This window comes from Amycolatopsis melonis, from assembly GCF_040064235.1.
In the GTDB taxonomy this organism is placed as follows: domain Bacteria; phylum Actinomycetota; class Actinomycetes; order Mycobacteriales; family Pseudonocardiaceae; genus Amycolatopsis; species Amycolatopsis melonis.
The window spans coordinates 13,208-34,946 of sequence record NZ_JBDZYD010000013.1 but is presented as its reverse complement, the minus strand read 5'-3'; the positions used below and the strand labels follow the sequence as shown (position 1 = coordinate 34,946).

General features: G+C 71.4%; 18 protein-coding genes. 12 read left to right on the top strand and 6 right to left on the bottom strand.

Going from position 1 to position 21,739, the window contains the following annotated elements; genetic code table 11:
- Positions 1-20 precede the first annotated feature (20 nt).
- A complete protein-coding gene (locus tag ABJI51_RS31510) occupies positions 21-1,466 on the top strand; it encodes a PucR family transcriptional regulator (RefSeq protein ID WP_348954696.1) in 1,446 nt (481 codons plus the stop codon).
- Between the two features lie 253 nt (positions 1,467-1,719).
- Here the strand turns inward: ABJI51_RS31510 and ABJI51_RS31505 are convergent, their stop codons facing one another.
- Together ABJI51_RS31505 and ABJI51_RS31500 are read right to left on the bottom strand one after the other, a co-directional pair.
- The gene (locus ABJI51_RS31505) at positions 1,720-2,427 is read right to left on the bottom strand and encodes a cache domain-containing protein (protein WP_348954695.1); all 708 of its coding nucleotides are present in this window, start codon (positions 2,425-2,427) and stop codon (positions 1,720-1,722) included.
- 35 nt (positions 2,428-2,462) lie between these two features.
- A complete protein-coding gene (locus ABJI51_RS31500) occupies positions 2,463-3,206 on the bottom strand; it encodes a FadR/GntR family transcriptional regulator (RefSeq protein ID WP_348954694.1) in 744 nt (247 codons plus the stop codon).
- Between the two features lie 111 nt (positions 3,207-3,317).
- Between ABJI51_RS31500 and ABJI51_RS31495 the strand changes: the two genes are divergently transcribed.
- The 5 genes from ABJI51_RS31495 to ABJI51_RS31475 all read left to right on the top strand — a co-directional run bounded on the left by ABJI51_RS31495 (position 3,318) and on the right by ABJI51_RS31475 (position 8,743).
- A complete protein-coding gene (locus tag ABJI51_RS31495) occupies positions 3,318-4,739 on the top strand; it encodes a gamma-aminobutyraldehyde dehydrogenase (protein ID WP_348954693.1) in 1,422 nt (473 codons plus the stop codon).
- A gap of 8 nt (positions 4,740-4,747) precedes the next feature.
- Complete coding sequence (locus tag ABJI51_RS31490; RefSeq protein WP_348954692.1) at positions 4,748-5,809, top strand: ABC transporter ATP-binding protein; 1,062 nt, start codon at positions 4,748-4,750, stop codon at positions 5,807-5,809.
- A 16-nt stretch (positions 5,810-5,825) separates the two neighbouring features.
- Complete coding sequence (locus ABJI51_RS31485; protein WP_348954691.1) at positions 5,826-7,028, top strand: ABC transporter substrate-binding protein; 1,203 nt, start codon at positions 5,826-5,828, stop codon at positions 7,026-7,028.
- 77 nt (positions 7,029-7,105) lie between these two features.
- Positions 7,106-7,945, top strand: coding sequence for an ABC transporter permease (locus ABJI51_RS31480; RefSeq protein ID WP_348954690.1), 840 nt, complete (start codon positions 7,106-7,108; stop codon positions 7,943-7,945).
- A gap of 9 nt (positions 7,946-7,954) precedes the next feature.
- The gene (locus tag ABJI51_RS31475) at positions 7,955-8,743 is read left to right on the top strand and encodes an ABC transporter permease (protein WP_348954689.1); all 789 of its coding nucleotides are present in this window, start codon (positions 7,955-7,957) and stop codon (positions 8,741-8,743) included.
- Between the two features lie 180 nt (positions 8,744-8,923).
- On the opposite strand, the gene pip is transcribed toward ABJI51_RS31475, so the two are convergent.
- Complete coding sequence (pip, locus tag ABJI51_RS31470; protein ID WP_348954688.1) at positions 8,924-9,919, bottom strand: prolyl aminopeptidase; 996 nt, start codon at positions 9,917-9,919, stop codon at positions 8,924-8,926.
- Positions 9,920-10,293: 374 nt separating this feature from the next.
- On the opposite strand from pip, the gene ABJI51_RS31465 reads away from it, so the two are divergent.
- Positions 10,294-11,220, top strand: coding sequence for an undecaprenyl-diphosphate phosphatase (locus ABJI51_RS31465; RefSeq protein WP_348954687.1), 927 nt, complete (start codon positions 10,294-10,296; stop codon positions 11,218-11,220).
- A 1-nt stretch (position 11,221) separates the two neighbouring features.
- A complete protein-coding gene (locus ABJI51_RS31460) occupies positions 11,222-12,079 on the top strand; it encodes a cytochrome c oxidase assembly protein (RefSeq protein WP_348954686.1) in 858 nt (285 codons plus the stop codon).
- Positions 12,080-12,096: 17 nt separating this feature from the next.
- Here the strand turns inward: ABJI51_RS31460 and panB are convergent, their stop codons facing one another.
- Positions 12,097-12,972 (bottom strand): 3-methyl-2-oxobutanoate hydroxymethyltransferase, encoded by an 876-nt coding sequence (gene panB / locus ABJI51_RS31455; protein WP_348954685.1) that lies wholly within the window; start codon positions 12,970-12,972, stop codon positions 12,097-12,099.
- A 238-nt stretch (positions 12,973-13,210) separates the two neighbouring features.
- Here panB and lysX point away from each other — a divergent pair, with 238 nt between their 5' ends.
- Entirely contained in the window at positions 13,211-16,534 is a 3,324-nt protein-coding gene (lysX, locus tag ABJI51_RS31450; protein WP_348954684.1) for a bifunctional lysylphosphatidylglycerol synthetase/lysine--tRNA ligase LysX, read from the top strand.
- Between the two features lie 74 nt (positions 16,535-16,608).
- Positions 16,609-17,187, top strand: a complete 579-nt coding sequence (locus ABJI51_RS31445; protein ID WP_348954683.1) for a DinB family protein — start codon at positions 16,609-16,611, stop codon at positions 17,185-17,187.
- A 137-nt stretch (positions 17,188-17,324) separates the two neighbouring features.
- Here the strand turns inward: ABJI51_RS31445 and ABJI51_RS31440 are convergent, their stop codons facing one another.
- A complete protein-coding gene (locus tag ABJI51_RS31440; RefSeq protein ID WP_348954682.1) occupies positions 17,325-17,858 on the bottom strand; it encodes a methylated-DNA--[protein]-cysteine S-methyltransferase in 534 nt (177 codons plus the stop codon).
- 83 nt (positions 17,859-17,941) lie between these two features.
- Between ABJI51_RS31440 and ABJI51_RS31435 the strand changes: the two genes are divergently transcribed.
- Together ABJI51_RS31435 and ABJI51_RS31430 are read left to right on the top strand one after the other, a co-directional pair.
- Complete coding sequence (locus ABJI51_RS31435; protein ID WP_348954681.1) at positions 17,942-19,300, top strand: S8 family peptidase; 1,359 nt, start codon at positions 17,942-17,944, stop codon at positions 19,298-19,300.
- 7 nt (positions 19,301-19,307) lie between these two features.
- Complete coding sequence (locus ABJI51_RS31430) at positions 19,308-19,922, top strand: VOC family protein (protein ID WP_348954680.1); 615 nt, start codon at positions 19,308-19,310, stop codon at positions 19,920-19,922.
- Between the two features lie 6 nt (positions 19,923-19,928).
- On the opposite strand, the gene ABJI51_RS31425 is transcribed toward ABJI51_RS31430, so the two are convergent.
- The gene (locus ABJI51_RS31425; RefSeq protein ID WP_348954679.1) at positions 19,929-21,650 is read right to left on the bottom strand and encodes an NAD+ synthase; all 1,722 of its coding nucleotides are present in this window, start codon (positions 21,648-21,650) and stop codon (positions 19,929-19,931) included.
- Positions 21,651-21,739: the final 89 nt, after the last annotated feature.

Here is a 21,739-nt window from a genome sequence, read left to right as displayed (position 1 = left end):
GGGGCGTAGAATTGGCCGTTATGGCACTGACGCTGGCGGCGCTGGCCGCCGACCGCCCGCTGGGGCTGCGGGTGCTGACCGGCGACGGCCTCCTGGACCGCCCGATCGGCTGGGTGCACCCGACCGAGCTGACCGACCCGCAGGCGTTCCTCGAAGGGGGCGAGCTGCTGCTCACCACCGGACTGGCCCTGGACGAGGAGACGTCGCCGTCCTACGTGCGACGGCTGGTCGAGGCCGGAGTGGCGGGGCTCGGCTTCGGCGTCGGGCTGAGCCACGACGCGGTCCCGCAGGCCCTCGTGGCGACGGCGGCCGAGGTGGGGCTGCCGGTGCTGGAGGTGCCGCGGAAGACGCCGTTCATCGCGATCACGCGGGCGGTCTCGCGTGCGGTGGCGGCGGACGAGTACGCGACGACGGTCCGGATCGGCCGCGCCCAGCAGGAGCTGACCCGCACGGCGGTCGGCCAGGGCGGCCCGGCGGGCGTGCTGCGCAAGCTGGCGAAGCTGGTCGGCGGCTGGGTGCTGCTCTTCGACCGCACGACGGTCACCGAAGCCGCTCCGGCGAGCGCCCGCGCGTACGGCGCTTCGCTGCGCGAAGAACTGGAGCGGCTTCGCACCGGCACGCGGGTTGTGTCGCTGGACGGGCAGGAGGTCGTGCTGCAGACCCTGGACACGAGCGCCCGCCGGGTGCTCGCGGTCGGGGCATCGCTCGACACCGCGGGACGGCACATCGTCAACACGGCGGTCTCGGTGCTTTCCCTGGCGCTGGAACAGGATCGCGCCCAGGCGGCGGCGCGGCAGGCACTGCGGTCCGGGATCGTGGACCTGCTGGCGGGCGGCCAGGCGGAGCTGGCCCTGCGGGTCCTGACCACGGCGGGCGGCGAGGTCCCGGAGCCGCCGTGGTCGGTGCTGGTCTTCCTCGGGCCGCCGGCGTCCCGCCGCAAGCTGCTGGACGCCCTGGAGGGCGACGTCTTCGCGGCACGTTCGGGCGCATCGGTGGTCGCCTTCGGCCCGGACGCGGTGATCGACACGGTCGCCGCCGCTGCCCTGCGGATCGGTGGCCTCCACGGCGGCGTCGCAGGCCCGGTCTCGGCAGGGGACTTCGCGGCCGGGCTGGAGCAGGCGGAACTGGCGGCACGCGCCGCGGAGGCCGAGGACAAGATCCTGGTCTCGGCGGCCGAGCACACCGGCCGCGGACTGCTGTCCCTCATCGACCCGGGCGTGGCGCAAGCGTTTGCGACCGGCCTGCTGGCCCCGCTGCGCCGCCACGACGAGACGGGCCGCGGCAACCTGGTGGAGTCCCTGCGCTGCTGGCTCGAACACCACGGCCACTGGGACACGGCAGCGGCCCGGCTGGGCGTCCACCGGCACACGCTGCGGAACCGGATCCGCAAGGTGGCGGAGCTGCTGGGCCGCGACCTGGACTCACCGGGCGTCCGCGCGGAACTCTGGGTGGCGCTGCAGACCTGACCCAAGCGCCCCGCACTGAAGGGCACTTTCGGTGCATCTGACGCACGGAAGGTGCCCTTCACTGCACCAGACGCAAGCAAGGTGCCCTTCAGCGCACGTCCCGCCCCACCCGGCAAAGTGCCCGGATCGGCCCGGTCCGCGGTCGTGAGTGAGAAACCGGGTTAGAACACTGTTTCTCACTCACGACAAGCCGCGGCAGACCACCAAACCGGCGACCTGGCCGCGCTGTTGAGAAACCTCATTGGGCACTTCGCTAAGCCCCGGTCGCCAGCACGATCGGCGAGTCCCCGCAGCGCCGCAGTCCCGGCCCGGACTCCGCGCCCGCCGACCACCACGCCGGGACGTCGGCCTCCCGGACCAGCGATCCCGTCGGCTGCCGGACGCTGTTGGACACGATCACCCGCCCCTGCGCGTTCAGCAGTGCCGCTTCGCGGCCCAGCGACCGCAGCCGCGGCCGGACCGCCCGCTCGAACTCGCGCACGTACACGTCCGCGCCCACCACGCCTGCGAAGGCACCCGCCCGGAACACCGGGATCGTGAACGTCAGCGTGTACTCGTCGGTGCACAGGTAGTCCACGTACGGGCCGTTGATGTGCCGCCGTCCGGTGTCGCGCGGGACCGTGAACCACGACTGGCGCGTGTAGTCCAGGAAGTTCTCCGCCGCCGGGTCCAGGCTGATGAACAGCTGGGACGGCGGCGACCCCGCCGTCCACCACTCGAAACCGAACTCCGAGTCGGCGAGCACGCCCGGGGCGCTGACGAAGCCCGCGCCGATGACCAGGCCGCCCAGTGCCTCGGTGACCTGGGGGCGGATCCGGTGCAGGGCCGCGGCGGCGGGGTCGTCCGCCAGCACCGATTCCGCGGCCGCCAGCACGGGCTCGAGCCGCCCGAACACCCCTTCCACCAACGCGGAAACCTGCTCGGCGACCTCGTCGACGGCATGCGTGCGGGTGTCGTTCACGGTGCTCACCTCGGATGCGCGGAGTGTGCGGAAGTTTACGGGGCGAGCAGGTCCAGGAGCACGTCCGCGAGGCGGTCGAGCGCGGCAAGGACGTGTTCCTCGGTGAGCTTGCGGGCCAGTTCGCCGTCCGCCTCGGCGATGGCCGCGGTGATCGACGCGTGTTCGGCGCACGAGGCGGCCGAAGCGGCCGGTGGCCCGAGCGGCAGCCACAGCAGCCCGCCCAGCTCGCTCTGCAGGTGGACCTCTTCGTGCGTCAGCCGCGGCGACTGCGCGGCCGCCGCGACCTCCAGGTGGAACTGCCGCTCCGCCCGCGTGAAGTCGATGCCCTGCGCCGTGCGGAGGTCGTCGGTCGCCAGCCGCAGCCGGGCGACGTCTTCGGGGGAGCTGCGCTCGGCGGCGAGCTTCGCGGCCGCCCCGGCGATCGCCAGGTAGTGGTCGCCGACGTCGCGAAGGTCCGACAGCGACACCTCGCGCAGCCGCTCGCGCCAGGCGTCCGGCGGCGGGTTGGCCGGCGCCCGGACGAAGCTGCCGCCGCTGCGCCCGCGCCGCGTCTCGACCAGCCCCTGCTGCCGCAACGCGACCAGCGCCTCCCGGACCGTCACGGTCGAGACGCCGAACTGCGCGGCCAGGTCCGCTTCGCTCGGGAGCTGCTCCTCGTCGGCGAGCAGGCCCAGCGTGATGGCGTCGACCAGCCGCGCCGCCACCGCCTCCGCCCGCCCGACCTGGCCGAGCGGGGCGAACATGGCGGATCGCGCGCTGTGCGACAGGCCCTTGCGCATCGTGACCCTTCGGCCGTCGGATTCCCCGTTCGCACCAATCTTGCCTCATCCCCTTGTCCTATTACATATGGACTTATATGTTTTAGCTCCCGTCAGCACCGAGGAGACACCGTGCAGGAGCTGAAGCACTACGTCGGCGGCGCCTACGTCGAGTCGAAGTCGGGCCGGACCGCCGAGATCGTCGACCCGGTCACCGGACGCCCCTACTGCACCGCCCCGATCGCCGGACCCGAAGACGTCGACAACGCGCTGCAGGTCGCCGCGACCGCGTTCGAGACCTGGCGCGAGACGACACCCGCCCAGCGCCAGCGCGCGCTGCTCAAGCTCGCCGACGCCCTCGAAGCCCGCGCCGAGGAGCTGGTACGCGTCGAATCCGCGAACACCGGCAAGCCGATCGCGCTGACCATGGCCGAGGAAATCCCGATGGTGCTGGACCAGGTCCGCTTCTTCGCGGGCGCCGCGCGCGTGCTCGAAGGCCGCTCCGCGGGCGAGTACCTGGAAGGCCACACGTCGTTCGTCCGCCGCGAGCCCGTCGGCGTCTGCGCCCAGGTCACGCCGTGGAACTACCCGCTGCTGATGGCCATCTGGAAGATCGCGCCGGCACTCGCCGCGGGCAACACCGTCGTGCTCAAGCCGTCCGACACCACTCCGGCGTCGACGCTGCTGCTCGCCGAGATCGCCGGGGAGTTCTTCCCGCCGGGGGTGTTCAACGTACTCTGCGGCGACCGCGACACCGGCCGCGCGCTGGTCGAGCACGAGATCCCGGCGATGGTGTCGATCACCGGCTCGGTCCGGGCGGGCATCGAGGTCGCGCGCAGTGCCGCCCACGACGTCAAACGCGTACACCTGGAGCTCGGCGGCAAGGCGCCGGTCATCGTCTTCCCCGACGCCGACCTGGAGGCCGCCGCCGAGGCCATCGCCGTCGCGGGCTACTTCAACGCGGGCCAGGACTGCACCGCCGCCACCCGGGTGCTGGTCGCCGACGACGTGCACGACACCTTCGTCGCCGCGCTCACCCGGCAGGCCGAGAACACGAGGACCGGCAGGCCCGACGACGAAGACGTCGCGTACGGCCCGCTCAACAACGCCGCCCAGCTGGAGAAGGTGGCCGGGTTCGTCGACCGGCTGCCGGACCACGCGACCGTCCACTGTGGAGGACACCGGTCCGGCGCGGAGGGCTACTTCTACGAGGCCACCGTCGTTTCCGGCGTCCGCCAGGACGACGAGATCAGCCAGAACGAGATCTTCGGCCCGGTCATCACCGTCCAGCGGTTCTCCGACGAGGCCGAGGCACTGAAGGCCGCGAACGCCGTGCAGTACGGCCTCGCGTCGTCGGTCTGGACCCGCGACCACCAGCGCGCGATGCGGGTCTCGGCGAAGCTCGACTTCGGCTGCGTCTGGATCAACACGCACATCCCCCTGGTCGCCGAGATGCCGCACGGCGGGTTCAAGAAGTCCGGCTACGGCAAGGACCTCTCGCTCTACGGCCTCGAGGACTACACCCGCGTCAAGCACGTGATGAGCGCACTGTGAGGGTCGCGATGCCCAACCAAGCACCGTCCGCCACCCGCGACGAACCCGCGGCGCGCGAGGACACCCGCCCGGCGATCCGGCTTTCCGGGCTGCGCAAGCACTTCGGGGACGTCCACGCGGTCGACGGCGTCGACCTCGACATCCCGCCGGGCGAGTTCTTCTCCATGCTCGGCCCGTCCGGCTCCGGCAAGACGACGGTGCTGCGCATGATCGCCGGCTTCGAGCTGCCCACCGAGGGCACGATCGAACTGGACGGCCGGGACGTGAGCCGGCTCCCGCCGTTCGAGCGGGACGTCAACACCGTGTTCCAGGACTACGCGCTGTTCCCGCACATGACCGTGCAGCAGAACGTCGAGTACGGCCTGCGCGTCAAGCGCGTCCCGAAGGCGCAACGCCGGGAGCGTGCCCTCGAAGCGCTGAAGAGCGTGCGGCTGGAGGGCTACGGCTCGCGCAAGCCCGCGCAGCTGTCCGGCGGGCAGCGCCAGCGCGTCGCGCTCGCCCGAGCACTGGTCAACCGGCCCAAGGTGCTGCTGCTCGACGAGCCACTCGGCGCGCTCGACCTCAAGCTCCGGCAGGCGATGCAGGTCGAGCTCAAGCAGATCCAGCGCGACGTCGGCATCACGTTCGTCTTCGTCACCCACGACCAGGACGAGGCGCTCACCATGAGCGACCGGATCGCGGTGTTCAACGACGGGCGGATCGAGCAGGCCGGCCCGCCGCAGGAGATCTACGAACGCCCGGCCAGCGCGTTCGTCGCGGGCTTCGTCGGGACGTCGAACCTGCTGGGCGGCCGCGGCGCCGAAGCCGTCGTCGGCAGGCCGGGGCTGTTCAGCATCCGGCCGGAGAAGATCCGCCTCGACGGCGACCTGGCCGAACCCGCCGCGCCGGGGGAGACGAGCGCGACCGGCACGGTCACCGACGTCGTCTACGCCGGGGCGACCGTGCGCTACTCGGTCGCGCTCGACGCCGGCGGACGGCTTGCGGTCGTCCGGCCGGACACCGACGGCGTACCGGCGGACGGGCGTGTCCGGCTGAGCTGGCGCGACGAACACAGCTTCCAGGTCCAGTAGTCCCAGAAGGGTTGCCATGAAGAACAGGAAGAAGCGGCTTGCCGGGATCCTCGGCGCCAGCCTGCTGTTGGCTGCATGTGGCACGTCGGGTTCGAACTCCGCCGCACCGCCCGGCGCGCAGGGCTTCACCCCGCCGAAGCTGGAAGCACTGCAGGCACTCGGGCAGCCGGAGGGCACGCTGAACGTCCTCGCCTGGCCGGGATACGCGGAGAACGGCTCCAACGACCCGAAGGTCGACTGGGTGACGCCGTTCGAGCAGCAGACCGGCTGCAAGGTCAGCGTCAAGCCGTTCGGCACCTCCGACGAAGCCGTCACACTCATGAAGACCGGGCAGTACGACGTCGTTTCCGCGTCGGGTGACGCGTCGCTGCGGCTGGTCGCCTCGGGCGACGCCGAGCCGGTGAACACCGCGCTGGTCCCGAACTACGCCGACGTCCAGCCGTTCCTCAAGAACAAGTCCTGGAACAGCGTCGGCGGCGTCGCCTACGGCATCCCGCACGGCTGGGGCGCGAACCTGCTGACCTGGCGCACCGACAAGGTGACGCCGGCGCCGACGTCGTGGTCGGTGATGTTCGACGCGAACTCGCCGTACAAGGGCAAGGTGATCGCCTACGACTCGCCGATCTACCTCGCCGACGCCGCCCTGTACCTCATGGCGCACCAGCCGGACCTGGGCATCAAGAACCCGTACGCCCTGGACGACAAGCAGTTCGCCGCCGCGGTGAACCTGCTCAAGCAGCAGCGGCCGCTGGTGAGCGAGTACTGGTCGGACTACCTCAAGGAGTCGCAGGCGCTGAAGAACGCCGACGCCGTCGTCGGCACCGCCTGGCAGGTCACGGTCAACCTGACCAAGGGCGAAGGCGCGCCGCTGGAGTCGGCCGTGCCGAGCGAAGGCGCGACCGGCTGGTCGGACACCTGGATGGTCGCGGCGAAGTCGCCGCACAAGACGTGTGCGTACAAGTGGCTGGACTACATCGTCAGCCCGAAGGTCAACGCCCAGGTCGCCGAGTACTTCGGCGAGGCGCCGGCGAACACGAAGGCGTGCGCGGAGATGTCGGACAAGACGCTCTGCGACACCTACCACGCCGGCGACGCGGCGTACGCGGCGAAGATCGCGTACTGGACCACGCCGATCCCGCAGTGCCTCGACGGCCGCACGGACGTCAAGTGCACGGACTACGGCGAGTGGACCCGCGCCTGGACCGAGATCAAGGGCTGACCCCTCAGACTCCGGGAGCGGCGGGCTGTGTCCCCCCACTCCGCCCGCCGCTCCCGGACCTTTTCCTGCGAGGCACGATGACCGCCGTTTCCGCCTTCTTCTACCGGAAACCCAAGCTGCGACTGGGTTTCCTGCTCTCGGCACCGCTGCTCTGGCTCGGCCTGGCCTACCTGGGTGCGCTGGCCGCGCTGTTCGTCACGGCGTTCTGGCGCACCGACACGTTCACCGGGCAGGTCGTCGTCGACTGGTCGCTGGACAACTTCACGACCCTGTTCACCGACGCGGTGTACCGCACGATCACCTTCCGCACGGCCGGGATCGCGGTGCTGGTGACGGTGATCGACGCGGTCGTCGCGTTCCCGATGGCGTACGCGATGGCCAAGCTGGCTTCCCCGCGGGCGCAACGGATTCTCGTGATCGCGGTGATGACGCCGTTGTGGGCGAGCTATCTGGTGAAGGCGTACGCGTGGCGCTCGATGCTGTCCGGAAACGGCGCGCTGGGCTGGCTCTCGCCCGGCTACGGCGTCACGGCCACCATCATGACGCTGGCGTACCTGTGGCTGCCATACATGATCCTGCCGATCTACGCGGGCCTCGACCGGCTCCCGGACTCCCTTGTGGACGCTTCGGGCGACCTCGGCGCGCGTCCTTTCCGGACGTTCCGGTCGGTGATCCTCCCGCTGACGTTCCCGGCGATCGTGGCGGGCTCGATCTTCACGTTCTCGCTGTCCCTTGGCGACTACATCGCGGTGAAGATCGTGGGCGGCACGTCCCAGATGCTCGGCAACGTCGTCTACGACAACATCGGCGCGGCGGGCAACCTGCCGTTCGCGGCGACGGTGGCGACGGTGCCGGTCGTGATCATGCTCGCGTACCTGGCCGCGGTGCGCCGCACCGGCGCGCTCGACAACCTCTAGGAGCTTCTCGTGCGGACGCTGCTGTGGACGGCGCTGGGACTCGGCCTGGCGGTGATCTACTTCCCGCTGGTGGTGGTGCTGCTCAACTCCGTCAACGCGGACACGACGTTCGGCTTCCCGCCGTCCCGGCTCACCCTGGAGTGGTGGAGCCGGGCGGCGTCGAACCAGGGCGCGCTGCACGCGCTGTGGACGAGCGTCGAGGCGGGCCTGGCGGCCACGGCGATCGCGCTGGTGCTCGGCACGATGGCGGCGTTCGCGTTGCAGCGCTACCGGTTCTTCGGCCGCAACCCGGTGTCGCTGCTGATCATCCTGCCGATCGCGCTGCCGGGAATCGTGACGGGCATCGCGCTGAACAACGCGTTCCGGACGATTCTGGGCCTCGACCTCGGCCTGCTGACGGCGATCATCGCGCACGCGACGTTCTGCATCGTGGTGGTGTTCAACAACGTCGTGGCGCGTCTGCGCCGGATGGGCGGCAACCTCGAGGAAGCATCGATGGACCTGGGCACGACGGGGTTCACGACGTTCCGCCTGGTGACGTTCCCGATGCTGCGCTCGGCCCTGCTGGCCGGCGGGCTGCTGGCGTTCGCGCTGTCGTTCGACGAGATCATCGTGACGACGTTCACCCTGGGCACGGGCATGGAGACGCTGCCGATCTGGATCTACGACAACCTGTTCCGCCCCAACCAGGCCCCGATCGTGAACGTGGTGGCGGCGGTCCTGATCCTGGCCTCGACGATCCCGGTGTACCTGGCCCAGCGCCTGTCCGGCGACACGTCCTCGGGCGGCCGGCTCTAGGGTCTGTATCGAAGTGGGAGTGGCCTGGACACACCGAGGCCGAGTGCGGGAAGAGGCGCGGTGGGGTGGCCTGCCGCGGCGATCCGCCGGGGTGGGGGCCAGGTGAACCGAAAGGCGCTTTCGGCACATCTGGTGCAGCGAACGGACCTTTCGTCTCACCGGATGCGAGGAAAGTCCCTTTCAGCCCGCTCCCTCGCGACCACCGAACGACTTCGATACAGACCCTAGTGCGCCGGGCCGGAATGAATCCGTCGCCGCCCGCAGGGCCGCCAGCACGCCCGGGTCGGTCACCGCGTGCCCGGCTCCTTCGAGGAGCTTCAGCTCCGATCCCGGCCACGCGCGGTGCAGCTCGTACGCCGTGATCGGCGGGCACACCGCGTCGAACCGGCCCTGCACGATCACGCCGGGGATGCCCGCGAGCTTGCCCGCGTCGCGGATCAGCTGGCCGTCGTCGAGCCAGGCGCCGTGGCGGAAGTAGTGGACCGCGAGCCGCGCGAAGGTCAGTGCGAACGCCGGTTGCGCGTACTGGCGGACGAACGACTCCTGCGGCTGCACCGAAACCGTCGCGCCCTCCCAGGTGCTCCACGCGATCGCGGCGCGGTGGCGGACCTCCTCGGCCGGGTCGTCCAGCAGCATCGCGTACGCCGCCAGCGGGTCGTCGCGCAGCGCCGCCGGGATGGGGGCGAGGAAGTCCTCCCACTCGCGCGGGAACAGGTTGGCCGCGCCGCCGCGGTAGATCCAGTCCAGCTCGCTCTGCCGGACGGTGAACACGCCCCGCAGCACCAGCTCGCTGACCCGGGAGGGGTGCGTCTCGGCGTACGCGAGGGCCAGCGTCGTGCCCCACGAGCCGCCGAAGAGCTGCCAGCGGTCGATGCCGAGCCGCTCGCGCAGCAGTTCCATGTCGGCGACCAGGTGCCACAGCGTGTTGGCGGTGAGGTCGCCGGCGTCCGGGGTGGACCGGCCGGAACCACGCTGGTCGAACAGGACGATCCGGTACGCCGCGGGGTCGAAGTGCCGCCGCGCCATCGGCGCGATCCCGCTGCCCGGCCCGCCGTGCAGCACCACCACCGGCTTGCCGTCCGCGTTGCCCGCCTCCTGGCAGTAGATCCGGTGGCCGTCGCCGGCGTCGAGGAACCCTTCGGCACGCGGTGGGATCGGCGGGTACAGCTCGTCCATGCCCGACACTTTGCCGGAGTGGCCTGGCCGCCGTCCCGTTACCCCGCCGCCGGGTACGGGACGGCGGCCAAGCTGGGTGGGAGCCCGCCCCCGCCGCCGGGCTGAGCGGGCTCCCGGTCTTCGGGAGCGTCAGGCGGGGTCAGTCCGCTCACGCATTCCGGTCCTCCTCGTCGAGGGTGCGAAGTTCGTCGTGGCGACGGGCTAAACGCTAAGCCACGAGTCGAACAGCAGTCAAGAACATGACTTGCGTTCATGGATGTGAACAAGTCTGAGAGAGCGCTGAGTGCGCCCGTCCCCCTTGCCCGGTGCTTGCCAATAGCCCGGTACTTTCGAGTGCCGGGTTTTCGACAGCGTTCTCGAAAAGAGGGTACGGAATGTCCGCGGTGACCTATGTCGAGGCGATTGTCGTCGGTGTACTGCAAGGGGTGTCGGAATTGTTTCCGGTGTCCAGTCTCGGGCACAGCATCCTGCTGCCCGCGTGGCTCGGCGGCTCGTGGCAGCGCGACCTGAGCATCGGGAAGGACTCGCCGTACCTCGCGGTGCTCGTCGCGATGCACGTCGCCACCGCGCTCGCCCTCGTGCTGTTCTTCCGGAAGGACTGGATACGGATCGCCGGCGGCCTGTGGACGTCGATCCGCCACCGCGAGGTCCGCACCCCCGACCAGCGGCTCGCCTGGCTGCTCGTGCTCGCCACCATCCCGGTCGGGCTGGCCGGCCTGCTGCTGGAGGGCCTGCTGCGCGACCACCTCGGCAAGCCGGTGCCGTCGGCGATCTTCCTCGTGCTCAACGGCGGAGTCCTTTACGCCGCCGAGAAGTTCTCGCGGCGCAAGCCTGCGGCGGAAGCGGACACAGTGGACTTCTCGGCCGAGGACACCCTGGTCATGCGGGCGGTCTCGGTCGAGGAGAAGGCCGACGTCCGGCTCGCGAAGCTGCGGGCCGGCGAGGCGGTGCTGATCGGCGCGGCGCAGATCTTCGCGCTGCTGCCGGGCATCAGCCGCTCGGGCAGCACGATGGTCGCCGGCCTGCGCCGCGGTCTGGACCACGAGGACGCCGCCCGGTTCGCGTTCCTGCTCGCCACGCCGGTGATCCTGGCCGCGGGCGTGCTGAAGATGCCGTCGCTGTTCGCCCCGGAAAACCACGCTTCGCTCGGTCCCGCCCTCGTCGGCAGCGCCGTCGCGGGGGTCGCTTCGTACATTTCTGTCCGGTTCCTGACCGGATACTTCGAAACGCGCACTCTGACCCCGTTCGCCATTTACTGCGTGGTCGCCGGAATCGGCAGCCTGGTCTGGTTCGCGGTGTGACATGCCACTGACGTTCGACGTTCCCGCCGTCTGCTGCGTGCTCGTCCTGGGCACGCTGTACGTCCGCGCGGCCCGCCGCCGCGAGTGGCCGCCGGGCCGCACGGCGGCGTTCCTCGCCGGCCTCGCGACGATCCTCGTCGTCACCTGCTCGCCGCTGGCGGTCTACGACCGGACGTTCTTCTGGGTCCGCGCGGTCCAGACCATCACGCTGCTGATGATCACGCCGCTGCTGCTCGCCCTCGGCGCCCCCATCCGGCTCCTGCTGGACGCCTGCCCGCGCGCCGCATGGCTGCGGCGGCACGGCCGTGGCCCGCTCGCCCGCGCGCTCACGTTCCCGCCGGTCGTCACGGTCGTGCTGGTCGCGCCGGTGCTGGTGCTGTACCTGACGCCGCTGTACGACCTCGTGCTGCGCTCGTCACTCGTAGACGGCCTGGTCCGCGTGGTCCTCGTGCTGGCCGGATTCGGCTACTTCTGGACGCGGCTGGGCCTCGACCCGACGCCGCGGGAGGACCCGCACCTGGTGTCGGTGTGGATCGCGTTCACCGAGGTGATCTTCGACGGCGCGCTCGGCCTGGTGCTGTGGCTCGGCCCGCTGCTGGCCCCGGCGCACTACGCGGCCGCGCACCCCGGCTGGGGCCCGGACCCGCGCACCGACCAGATCATCGGCGCGGGCGTGCTGTGGATCGGCGGCGACGTCGCGGGCCTGCCGTTCATCGCGGCGCTGTTCGTCCGCTGGGCCCGCGACGACGCCCGCCGCGCGAAGGAGATCGACGTCCGCCTGGACGAAGAGGCCGCCCCGGCGACATCCCTCTGGTGGGAGTCGGACCCGGCCCTCGCGGAACGGTTCCGCCGCCGATGAGCCAGGTCCGCTTGAACTCAGTCGTGGAAGGAGTGTTCCGGCGCCGGGAACTCGCCGCGGCGGACGTCCTCGGCGAACGCCGTCGCCGCGTCCTGCAGCACCGTCGCGACGTCGGCGTAGCGCTTGACGAACCGCGGTGCCTTGCCGCGCCGCAGCCCGGCCATGTCCTGCCAGACCAGCACCTGCGCGTCACAGTCCGGGCCTGCGCCGATACCGACCGTGGGGATCTGCAGCTCGTGCGTGACGCGCTTGGCGGCTTCGGCGGGCACCATCTCCATCACCACCGCGAACGCCCCGGCCTCCTGCAGGGCCAGCGCGTCGGCGAGCAGCGCGTCCGCCGCTTCGCCGCGCCCCTGCACGCGGTAGCCACCGAGGTGGTGTTCACTCTGCGGGGTGAATCCGATGTGGCCCATCACCGGGATGCCCGCCGAGGTCAGCGCCTCGACGTGCGCGGCGAACCGCCGTCCGCCTTCGAGCTTCACGGCGTGCGCGAGACCCTCCTTCATGAACCGGATCGACGTCTCCAGCGCCTGCTGTGGCGACAGCTGGTAGGAGCCGAACGGCAGGTCGGCGACCACGAGGGCGCGCTTGACCGACCGGGTGACCGACCGGACGAGCGGCAGCAGCTCGTCGACCGTGACCGGCACCGTGGTGTCGTAGCCGAACACGTTGTTGGCCGCGGAGTCGCCGACGAGCAGCACGGGGATCCCGGCCTCGTCGAACAGGGCGGCGGTATACATGTCGTACGCGGTGAGCATGGGCCACGGTTCGCCGCGGTCCTTCAGCTCACGCAGGTGGTGGACACGGACCTTCCGGCCGGACGCCGGTTTGGCGGCCGGTCCGGTTCCGTAAGGGGCCGCTTCTTCAGCGGACCCGTTCGCGGTGGCAGACATCGTCGTCGACCGTCCTTCCCTCGGGGCCCTGGTGGGGTCCCCGGGTCGTGGAGCAGGGGCGTCCCAAAGCGTGACACGCTCCGGGACCGGCCCCAACCACCTGGGACCAGCTTCACACCCTCGAGGAGGACCGGCCGTCAGCCTTCAGGTTGATGACCGGGGACAACCAACCTGGGTCTACTTACGTCAAGAAGAGGGCATGAGCACCGATCGGCCGCGAAAGGCGACGAAACCAACGATGGGAAACCTCGCGAGCACACGTCCGCGGCTGCCCGCCTGGAAGGCGAAGGCCGGCGGCATCGTCGCGACCGTGGTCCAGCTGGCCGCGGTGTTCTCGGTGGTCCTGCTCTTCACGAACGGGCCGCACGGGCGCCTGCTCAACGGCATCGACATGGCCTTCTCCGGCCTGAGCGTCCCGACCAGCTCCAGCCTGGTCATGGTGCTGCTGCTGGTCGTGCTCGGCGGTGCGCTGCGCCGCCGCAAGAAGGCGGCGCTGTACACGCTGGTGCTGTTCCAGGTCGGAGGCCTGCTGCTCACCCTGGCCCTGCAGGCGACGCTGCTGTGGTCACCCGAGCTGCTGACGCTGGGCCCGAAGCAGATCCGGCACATCCCCGCCCAGCTGTGGGCGCTGACCGTGGCCGACGTCGTGTCGGTCGCGCTGATCGTGTTCCTGCTCGCGCTGCGGCCCGCCTTCCCGGCCCGGCTCGCGCCGAGCGCCTGGCGCGACGGCCTGACCATGCTGCTGGGCGGCTTCGCCGTGGTCATCCTGGTCGGCTGGGGGCTGGCGGAAGCGTTTCCCGGCCACCTCGGCGACTCGTGGGAGCGCTTCGCCTGGGTGGTCAACCACGCGACCGGCGAGAACCTGCAGCTGCGCCGGATCGGCGTCGGCGAGGGGCCCGCCTGGCTGGACGTCTTCCTCGACCTCAGCGCGACCGCGGTCGCCACCGCCGCGCTGTACCTGCTCTTCCGCGGCGTGCGCAGCCGGGCGCTGCGGACCGACGAGGACGAGCTGCACCTGCGCAAGCTGCTCGCCGAGCACGGCGAAGACGACTCCCTCGGCTACTTCGCCACCCGGCGCGACAAGAGCGTCGTGTTCGCGCCCAGCGGCCGCGCGGCGGTCACCTACCGCGTGCTCGGCGGCACGAGTGTCGCCAGCGCCGACCCGGTCGGCGACCCCGAGGCGTGGCCCGACGCAGTCCGCGCGTGGCTGGACGAGACCCGCACCTACGGCTGGACCCCCGGCGTGCTCGGGGCGAGCGAGCGCGGCGCGAAGGTCTACACCGACGCGGGCCTGCGTGCGCTGGAAATCGGCGACGAAGCGGTGCTCGACGTCCGCGAGTTCAGCCTCGCCGGCCCGGAGCGGCGCTCGGTGCGCCAGGCCGTCAAGCGCATCGAGCGGGCCGGCTACACCTCGCGGGTCCGCCGCCACGGCGAGATCCCCGAAGCGGAGATGACCGAGCTGCTCGCCCGCGCCCAGGCGTGGCGCGGCGCGGAGACCGAGCGCGGGTTCTCGATGGCGCTGGGCAGGCTCGGCGACCCCAGCGACGGCCGCAGCGTGATGGTCGAGGCCTACGACGCCCGCGGCGAGCTGCGCGGGCTGCTGTCGTTCGTCCCCTGGGGACGGCGTGGCCTGTCGCTGGACCTCATGCGCCGCGACCGCGACGCCGAAAACGGTCTCAACGAGTACATGATCGCCGAGACCGTCGCGGCGGCGCAGCACCTCGGCGCGCAGCGGATCTCGCTCAACTTCGCGATGTTCCGCGCGGTCTTCTCCGAGGGCGAGCGGATCGGCGCGGGCCCGGTGCTGCGGGCCTGGCGCGGCATCCTCAGCGTGTTCTCGCGGTTCTTCCAGCTGGAGTCGCTGTACCGGTCCAACGCCAAGTACGGCCCGGAATGGGAACCGCGGTTCCTCTGCTACTCCTCGGCCCGGCGGCTGCCGCGCGTCGGCATCGTCGCGGGCGCGCTCGAAGGGTTCGTCCCGACCGGACGGTCGCGGTCGTTGCGGCTGGAGACGGTCAGCGACGACTTCGTCGCCCGCGTCCGGGAAATCGAGGAGTCGGCGGCGGCACCGGCGCCGAAGCCGCTGCGGCGGCCCGAGCAGGTCCGCGTCCGCATCGCCAAGCTGGCCAAGCTGCGCGAGGCGGGCGTCGACCCGTACCCGGTCGGGTTCCGCCGCGACGACCACATCGGCGACGTCGTGGCGAAGTACGGCGGCCTCGCCCCGGACACCGCCACCGGGCACCGCGTCCGGATCGCCGGGCGCGTGCTGAACCTGCGTGTCCTCGGCGGCCTGTGCTTCGCCCGCGTCAAGGACTTCAGCGGCGAGATCCAGCTGATGCTCGAAGCGGGCGAGCTGGACCTCGCCGGCTGGCGGACCGGCGTCGACCTCGGCGACCACGTCGGCGTCAGCGGCCAGGTCGTGACGTCGAAGCGGGGCGAGCTGTCGGTGCTCGTCGACGAGTGGACGGTCACCGCGAAGTGCCTGCACCCGTTGCCGGACAAGCGGAAGGGCCTCACCGACCCGGAGACCCGGGTGCGGCAGCGCTACCTCGACCTCGCGGTCAACCCGGACTCGACGAACATGCTGCGGCTGCGGTCCACTGTGGTCCGTGCGGTCCGCGAGCGGCTGCACCACGCCGACTACCTCGAAGTCGAGACGCCGATGCTGCAGACGGTGCACGGCGGCGCCAACGCCCGGCCGTTCGTCACCCACATCAACGCCTACGACATGCGGATGTACCTGCGGATCGCGCCCGAGCTGTACCTCAAGCGGCTGTGCGTGGCCGGTGTCGAGCGCGTCTTCGAGCTGAACCGCAACTTCCGCAACGAAGGCGTCGACGCGACACACAACCCCGAGTTCACGATGCTCGAGGCCTACCAGGCGTACGCGGACTACGACACGATGAGGACGCTGACGCGCGAGCTGGTCCAGCACGCGGCCGAAGCGGCGTACGGCGCGCAGGTCGTGCGAAGGCCCGACGCCGGCGGCAAGCTCGTCGAGTACGACATCTCCGGCGACTGGCCGGTCGTCCCGGTCCACGAAGCCGTCTCCGCGGTCTTCGGCGAGCAGATCGACTCCGGGACGCCGGTGAGCGAGCTGCGCCGCCTGTGCGTCGCGGCGGGCGTGCCGGTGGGCGAGGACCCGAGTCACGGCGACCTCGTGCTCAAGGCGTTCGAGCACCTCGTCGAGGGCGCGACCGTGCTGCCGACCTTCTACACCGACTACCCGACCGACGTCTCGCCGCTCACCCGCCAGCACCGCGTGGACCCGCGGCTGGCCGAGCGCTGGGACCTCATCGCGTTCGGCTCCGAGGTCGGCACGGCCTACACCGAGCTGACCGACCCGATCGAGCAGCGGCGGCGGCTGGAGGCCCAGTCGCTGCGCGCGGCCAGCGGCGACGTCGAGGCGATGGAGCTGGACGAGGACTTCCTGCTGGCCCTGGAGCACGGCATGCCGCCCACCGGCGGGCTCGGCCTCGGCATCGACCGGCTGCTCATGATGCTCACCGGCGCGTCGATCCGGCAGACGGTCCTGTTCCCGTTCGTGCGTCCGCAGACCTGACCGGCGGATTTCGCCCCGGAATGTCGGTGCCGGGTGGGACGATCGCGGCGAACGTCCCCGAGGAGAGGATCGACATGGCGGGAAACGTGCCCCCGGTGGCCGACGAGCGTGACGGGCTGCTGAAGTTCCTGGCCCAGCAGCGGTACGTGCTCAAGCTGGCGGCCCACGGGCTGACCGACGACCAGGCGAGACGCACGCCGACGCAGAGCACGCTGTCGGTGGGCGGGCTGATCAAGCACGTCGCGAGCACGGAAAGCGGCTGGATCGACACGGTCCTGCAGCTGCCGCAGAAGCCGTTCGACGAGGCGATGGCGGAGTACGCGACGGGATACGCGCTGGGCTCGGACGAGACCCTGGAGGGCACGATCGCGCGCTACGACGAGGTGGCGGCCCGCACGGAGGAGGTGATCGCCGGCATCGACGACCTCGGCCAGGCGGTGCCGGTCCCGAAGGGCGTGCCGTGGTTCCCGCAGGACGTCGAGGCCTGGTCGGTCCGCTGGGTGCTGCTCCACCTGATCCAGGAGACGGCCCGCCACGCGGGCCACGCGGACATCATCCGCGAGCACATCGACGGCGGCACGGCAATGCCCCTGATGGCCGCGGCCGAAGGCTGGCCCGAGACCCCGTTCATCAAGCCCTGGCAACCCGCCTGACAACCCCGCGGCCTTGGGGGACCCGCGTCGTCCCCCCAGGCACGCGTGTCGACTCTCCAATCACGCGTGTCGACCCTCCAATCACGAGTGATGCCCCTCCAATCACACGCGATTCCCCTAGCGACACCCAAGGAGGCTCAGAACAACGTCGGTTCGTCCGCCAGCGCGCCCTCGATCACCAGCATCCGGCGTTTCGTCCCGACGCCGCCGCGGGCCGAAAACCCGCCGTCCTTCCCGCCCGCCGCGAGTACCCGGTGGCACGGGACGATGATCGGGAACGGGTTGTGTCCCATGGCCTGCCCGACGGCCTGCGCGGAGCCCGGCTGCCCGAGCCGTTGCGCGATGTCGCCGTAGGTGAGCGTCTTGCCGGGCGGGATCGTCCGCGCCACTTCGTACGCGCGGCGGTTGAACTCCGGCACGCCCGAAAAGTCCAGTTCCACCGACGTCAGGTCCGGACGCGCACCGCCGAGCAACGCCACGATCCCCTCCACCACGGCCTGGACCGGCGCGGGCGGCGTCCCCTCGACGGCGTCCGGGAACCGCCGGGCCAGCCACGCCCGGGTCCGCGCCGCGCTGCCCTCGGGCAGGGACGTCCCGATCACGACGTCGTCGCGCCACGCCAGCCCGCACACCCCGATCGCGGTGTCGAACACCGTGAACCCCGTCGTCATGCCGCCAGCCTACGACTGAAGAGGGGTACCGCCGCCGCGAATGATCGCTAAGTTCGGTTTGGGCGATTTCCGGAGGAGGACGGGTGCGGCGAGTATTCCTGGTGACGGCACTGCTGCTCGGTTTGGCGGCCACCCCGGCCACCTCGGCGGCGGCGGACCCGCTGGTCATGCCGCACGTCGTCGTGACGCACGCCGGCCATGGCCACACGTGGTGGGCCGAGCTGGCGGTCCGGCGGGCCGGCGGCACGGTCGTCGCGAGTTACCCGCAGATCGGTGTCGTCGTCGCGTACACGGCGAAGGACGACTTCGCCGCGAAGGTGCGCAACACCCCGGGCATCGACGCCGTCGGCGCGACGCGCACCGCGAAGATCCCGAAGGAGTTCTTCGCGCCCCGCAAGGACCTCCGCTACACCGGCCCGAACTCGCCGAACTCCGGCCAGGTCCCGCCGGAAGGCACCGCGTGGGACGTCCCGGCCCTGCACCTGCCCGAAGCGCACCAGGTCACCGAGGGCAGCAGGCGCACGCTCGTCGGCGTCCTCGACGTCGGCGTCGACGACACCCACCCGGACCTGAAGGCGGCGTTCGACGAGAAGAACTCCGTGTCCTGCCTGTCCGGCTGGGCCGACCGCGGTCCCGGCGCCTGGCGGCCCACGCTCGACGGCCACGGCACGCACGTCGCGGGCACGATCGCCGCGGCCCGCAACGGCGTCGGCGTCGTCGGGGTCGCGCCCGGTGTCCGCATCGCCGCGGTGAAGCTGGCCGAGCGGGACGACACCGAGACGGCCGAGAGCATGGTCTGCGGGTTCGTCTGGTCGGCCGAGCACGGCTTCGCCGTCACCAACAACAGCTACCGGTCGATCCCGTGGCGCTACAACTGCGACGACCAGCCCGACCAGGCCGCGGCGAAGCTGGCCGTCGGCCGGGCGGTCGCCTACGCGCAGCGCCGCAACGTCCTCGTCGTCGCCTCCGCCGGCAACGCCGGGATCGACCTCGACGCCCGCTCGGTGGACCGCGAAAGCCCGGCGGACAGCACGCCGGTGGAACGCCGGATCGACCCGACCTGCACGCGGCTGCCGCACGAGCTGCCCGGCGTCGTCGGCACCGCCGCGCTCGACGAGAAGCTGCTCAAGGCGAGCTTCTCCAACTACTCGGCGTCGCGGATCAGCGTCGCGGCGCCCGGCGTGCGCGTCTGGTCGACGTGGCCGAACGGCGAATACCGGGCGGCGAGCGGGACGTCGATGGCCGCGCCGCACGCGAGCGGGGTCGCCGCGCTGATCGCGAGCGAGCATCCACACTGGAGCGCCGAACGCGTCAAGCGCGCGCTGTACGAGACGGCCACGCCGATGCCGTGCCCGGACGCGGTCTGCCGGGACACCCGGTCCGGTACGACCTACTTCGGGCACGGCAAGGTGGATGCGGCGAGCGCCGTCGGCGCGGGATGATGGCGCGGTGCTGGATCACCTCGTCTACGCCGGGCCGGACCTCGCCGAGGCCGTCGCCCGGGTCACCGCGCTCACCGGGGTCACGCCCGCGCCCGGCGGCAGCCATGCCGGCTGGGGTACCGCCAACCACCTCGCCGACCTCGGCGCGGGCATGTACCTGGAGGTCATCGGCCCGGACCCGGCCCAGCCGGACCCGCCGCGGCCGCGGCCGTTCGGCATCGACGAGCTGACCGAGCCCGCCCTGGTCGCCTGGGCGGTCCGCACGACCGACCTCGACGCGACGATCGCGGCGGCCCGCACCCACGGCTTCGACCCGGGCGACGCGATCGAGATGTCCCGCGAAACCGCCGACGGCGAGACCCTGCGCTGGCGGCTGACCCCGCCGAGCGCCCCGGGCACGCTGCACCCGTTCCTCATCGACTGGGGCTCGACGCCGCACCCGACCACCCGCGGCCTGCCGTCGCTGCCGCTGCTGATGGTCACCGGCACCCACCCCGACCCGGATTCGGTGCTCGCGGTGACCGACGCGCTGGGCCTGGAGCTGCTGGTCCGCCGCGCCGACCGGGCGGGCCTGACCGCCGCCCTGCGCACCCCGGAAGGCCGCCAGGTCGCGCTCAGCTGAAAGCAACTAAGCCTTGCCCTCCCGCCAGGCGTTGGTGATGGGGAGACGGCGGTCCCGCCCGAAGGCCTTGAACGTGATCTTCGTGCCCGGCGGGTACTGGCGCCGCTTGTACTCGGCCTTGTCGACCATCCGCACCACGCGGTCGATGGTCTCCGGGTCGAAGCCCGCCTCGATCAGGTCGGCGTAGCCGCGGTCGCCCTCGACGTAGTCGTCGAGGATGTCGTCGAGCAGCGCGTAGTCGGGCAGCGAGTCGGAGTCCATCTGGCCCGGCCGCAGCTCGGCCGACGGCGGCTTCGAGATGGAGTTCTCCGGGATCGGCGGGGTTTCCCCGCGCTTGACGGCTTCGGCGTTGCGCCAGCGCGCCAGCTGCCAGACGTGGGTCTTGAAGACGTCCTTGATCGGGGCGAACGCGCCGACCGCGTCGCCGTAGATCGTCGAGTACCCGACGGCCAGCTCGGTCTTGTTGCCCGTGGCCAGCACGAGGTGACCGTCCAGGTTGGACAGTGCCATGAGGAGCATGCCGCGGGTCCGCGCCTGGATGTTCTCCTCGGCCAGGCCGGTCAACGCGAGCTGGTCGACGTACACGCGGACCATGTCCTCGACCGGCTCGACGCGGTAGTGCGCCCCGATCCGCCGCGCGAGGTCGGCGGCGTCGTCCTTCGAGTGGGCCGAGGAGTACTTCGAGGGCATCGAGACGCCGTAGACGTTGTCGCCGCCCAGCGCGTCCGCGGCCAGCGCCGCGCAGACCGCCGAGTCGATGCCGCCGGAGAACCCGAACGTGACCGACGAGAACCCGTTCTTGTGGACGTAGTCGCGCAGCCCGACGACCAGCGCGTGCCACACCTCGGCCTCGTCCGACAGCGGTTCGCTGATCACCGGCTCGGCGGTCGGCTCGTACGCCGGCAGCGGCTCCGAACTCAGCACGCGCCGCCGGACGTGCAGGCCCTCCAGCTCGCCGTCGGTGGCGTGCCCGCCCGCGGCGAGGTCCATGTCCAAAACCATCAGGTGCTCGACGAACTGCGGCGCCCGGGCCACGACCGTGCCGTCCGCGGCGACGACCAGCGAGTCGCCGTCGAAGACCAGGTCGTCCTGGCCGCCGATCTGGTTGGTGTAGACCAGCGGCGCGCCCGCTTCGGCGGCGCGGCGCGCGATGAGCGGCAGCCGCTGCTCGTCCTTGGACCGCTCGTACGGCGACGCGTTCGGCGCCACGACGAGGTCGACCCCCGCGCGGCCCAGTGCCGAGATCGGCCCGCCGTCCTGCCAGATGTCCTCGCAGATCACCATGCCGATGTCGATCCCGTGGTAGCGGACGACGTCGAGCGTGGTGCCCGGCTTGAACCAGCGGTGCTCGTCGAACACGCCGTAGTTGGGCAGGTGGTGCTTGAACTGCCGCGCAACGACCTCGCCTCGGTAGAGCGCCGCCGCCGCGTCGCGCGGGCCGGCCTCGTCGAGGTCGAGGTAGCCGATGTAGGTGAGGACCTCGCCGCAGCCTGCCTCGTCGAGGCGGCGCGCCAGCGACTCGACGCCCTGCCGGGAGGCCTCGGCGAAGGTGCGGCGCAGGGAAAGGTCCTCGACCGGATAGCCGGTCAGGGACATCTCGGGGAAGACGACCACGTGGGCGCCGGCTTCGGCGGCCCGCCGGGTCCATTCGACGTGCAGGTCGGCGTTGCCGTCGAGGTCGCCGACGGTGGGGTTGACCTGGGCGAGCGCGATGCGCAGTTGCGGCATGCCGCCATTCTGGCTCACCGCCACCCACCTGGCCGAGCGAATGTGGGGGAAACGCCACGCCGGCCGCGGACCGTGCCGGTACGGTGCGC

What these genes read in the sequence shown, in the direction of transcription:
- ABJI51_RS31510 (WP_348954696.1), top strand. Translation starts at nt 21, where the DNA reads ATGGCACTGACGCTGGCGGCGCTGGCCGCCGACCGCCCGCTGGGGCTG.
- ABJI51_RS31500 (WP_348954694.1), bottom strand. Translation starts at nt 3,206, where the DNA reads ATGCGCAAGGGCCTGTCGCACAGCGCGCGATCCGCCATGTTCGCCCCG.
- ABJI51_RS31490 (WP_348954692.1), top strand. Translation starts at nt 4,748, where the DNA reads ATGCCCAACCAAGCACCGTCCGCCACCCGCGACGAACCCGCGGCGCGC.
- ABJI51_RS31485 (WP_348954691.1), top strand. Translation starts at nt 5,826, where the DNA reads ATGAAGAACAGGAAGAAGCGGCTTGCCGGGATCCTCGGCGCCAGCCTG.
- ABJI51_RS31480 (WP_348954690.1), top strand. Translation starts at nt 7,106, where the DNA reads ATGACCGCCGTTTCCGCCTTCTTCTACCGGAAACCCAAGCTGCGACTG.
- pip (WP_348954688.1), bottom strand. Translation starts at nt 9,919, where the DNA reads ATGGACGAGCTGTACCCGCCGATCCCACCGCGTGCCGAAGGGTTCCTC.
- ABJI51_RS31465 (WP_348954687.1), top strand. Translation starts at nt 10,294, where the DNA reads ATGTCCGCGGTGACCTATGTCGAGGCGATTGTCGTCGGTGTACTGCAA.
- ABJI51_RS31460 (WP_348954686.1), top strand. Translation starts at nt 11,222, where the DNA reads ATGCCACTGACGTTCGACGTTCCCGCCGTCTGCTGCGTGCTCGTCCTG.
- panB (WP_348954685.1), bottom strand. Translation starts at nt 12,972, where the DNA reads ATGTCTGCCACCGCGAACGGGTCCGCTGAAGAAGCGGCCCCTTACGGA.
- lysX (WP_348954684.1), top strand. Translation starts at nt 13,211, where the DNA reads ATGGGAAACCTCGCGAGCACACGTCCGCGGCTGCCCGCCTGGAAGGCG.
- ABJI51_RS31445 (WP_348954683.1), top strand. Translation starts at nt 16,609, where the DNA reads ATGGCGGGAAACGTGCCCCCGGTGGCCGACGAGCGTGACGGGCTGCTG.
- ABJI51_RS31440 (WP_348954682.1), bottom strand. Translation starts at nt 17,858, where the DNA reads ATGACGACGGGGTTCACGGTGTTCGACACCGCGATCGGGGTGTGCGGG.
- ABJI51_RS31425 (WP_348954679.1), bottom strand. Translation starts at nt 21,650, where the DNA reads ATGCCGCAACTGCGCATCGCGCTCGCCCAGGTCAACCCCACCGTCGGC.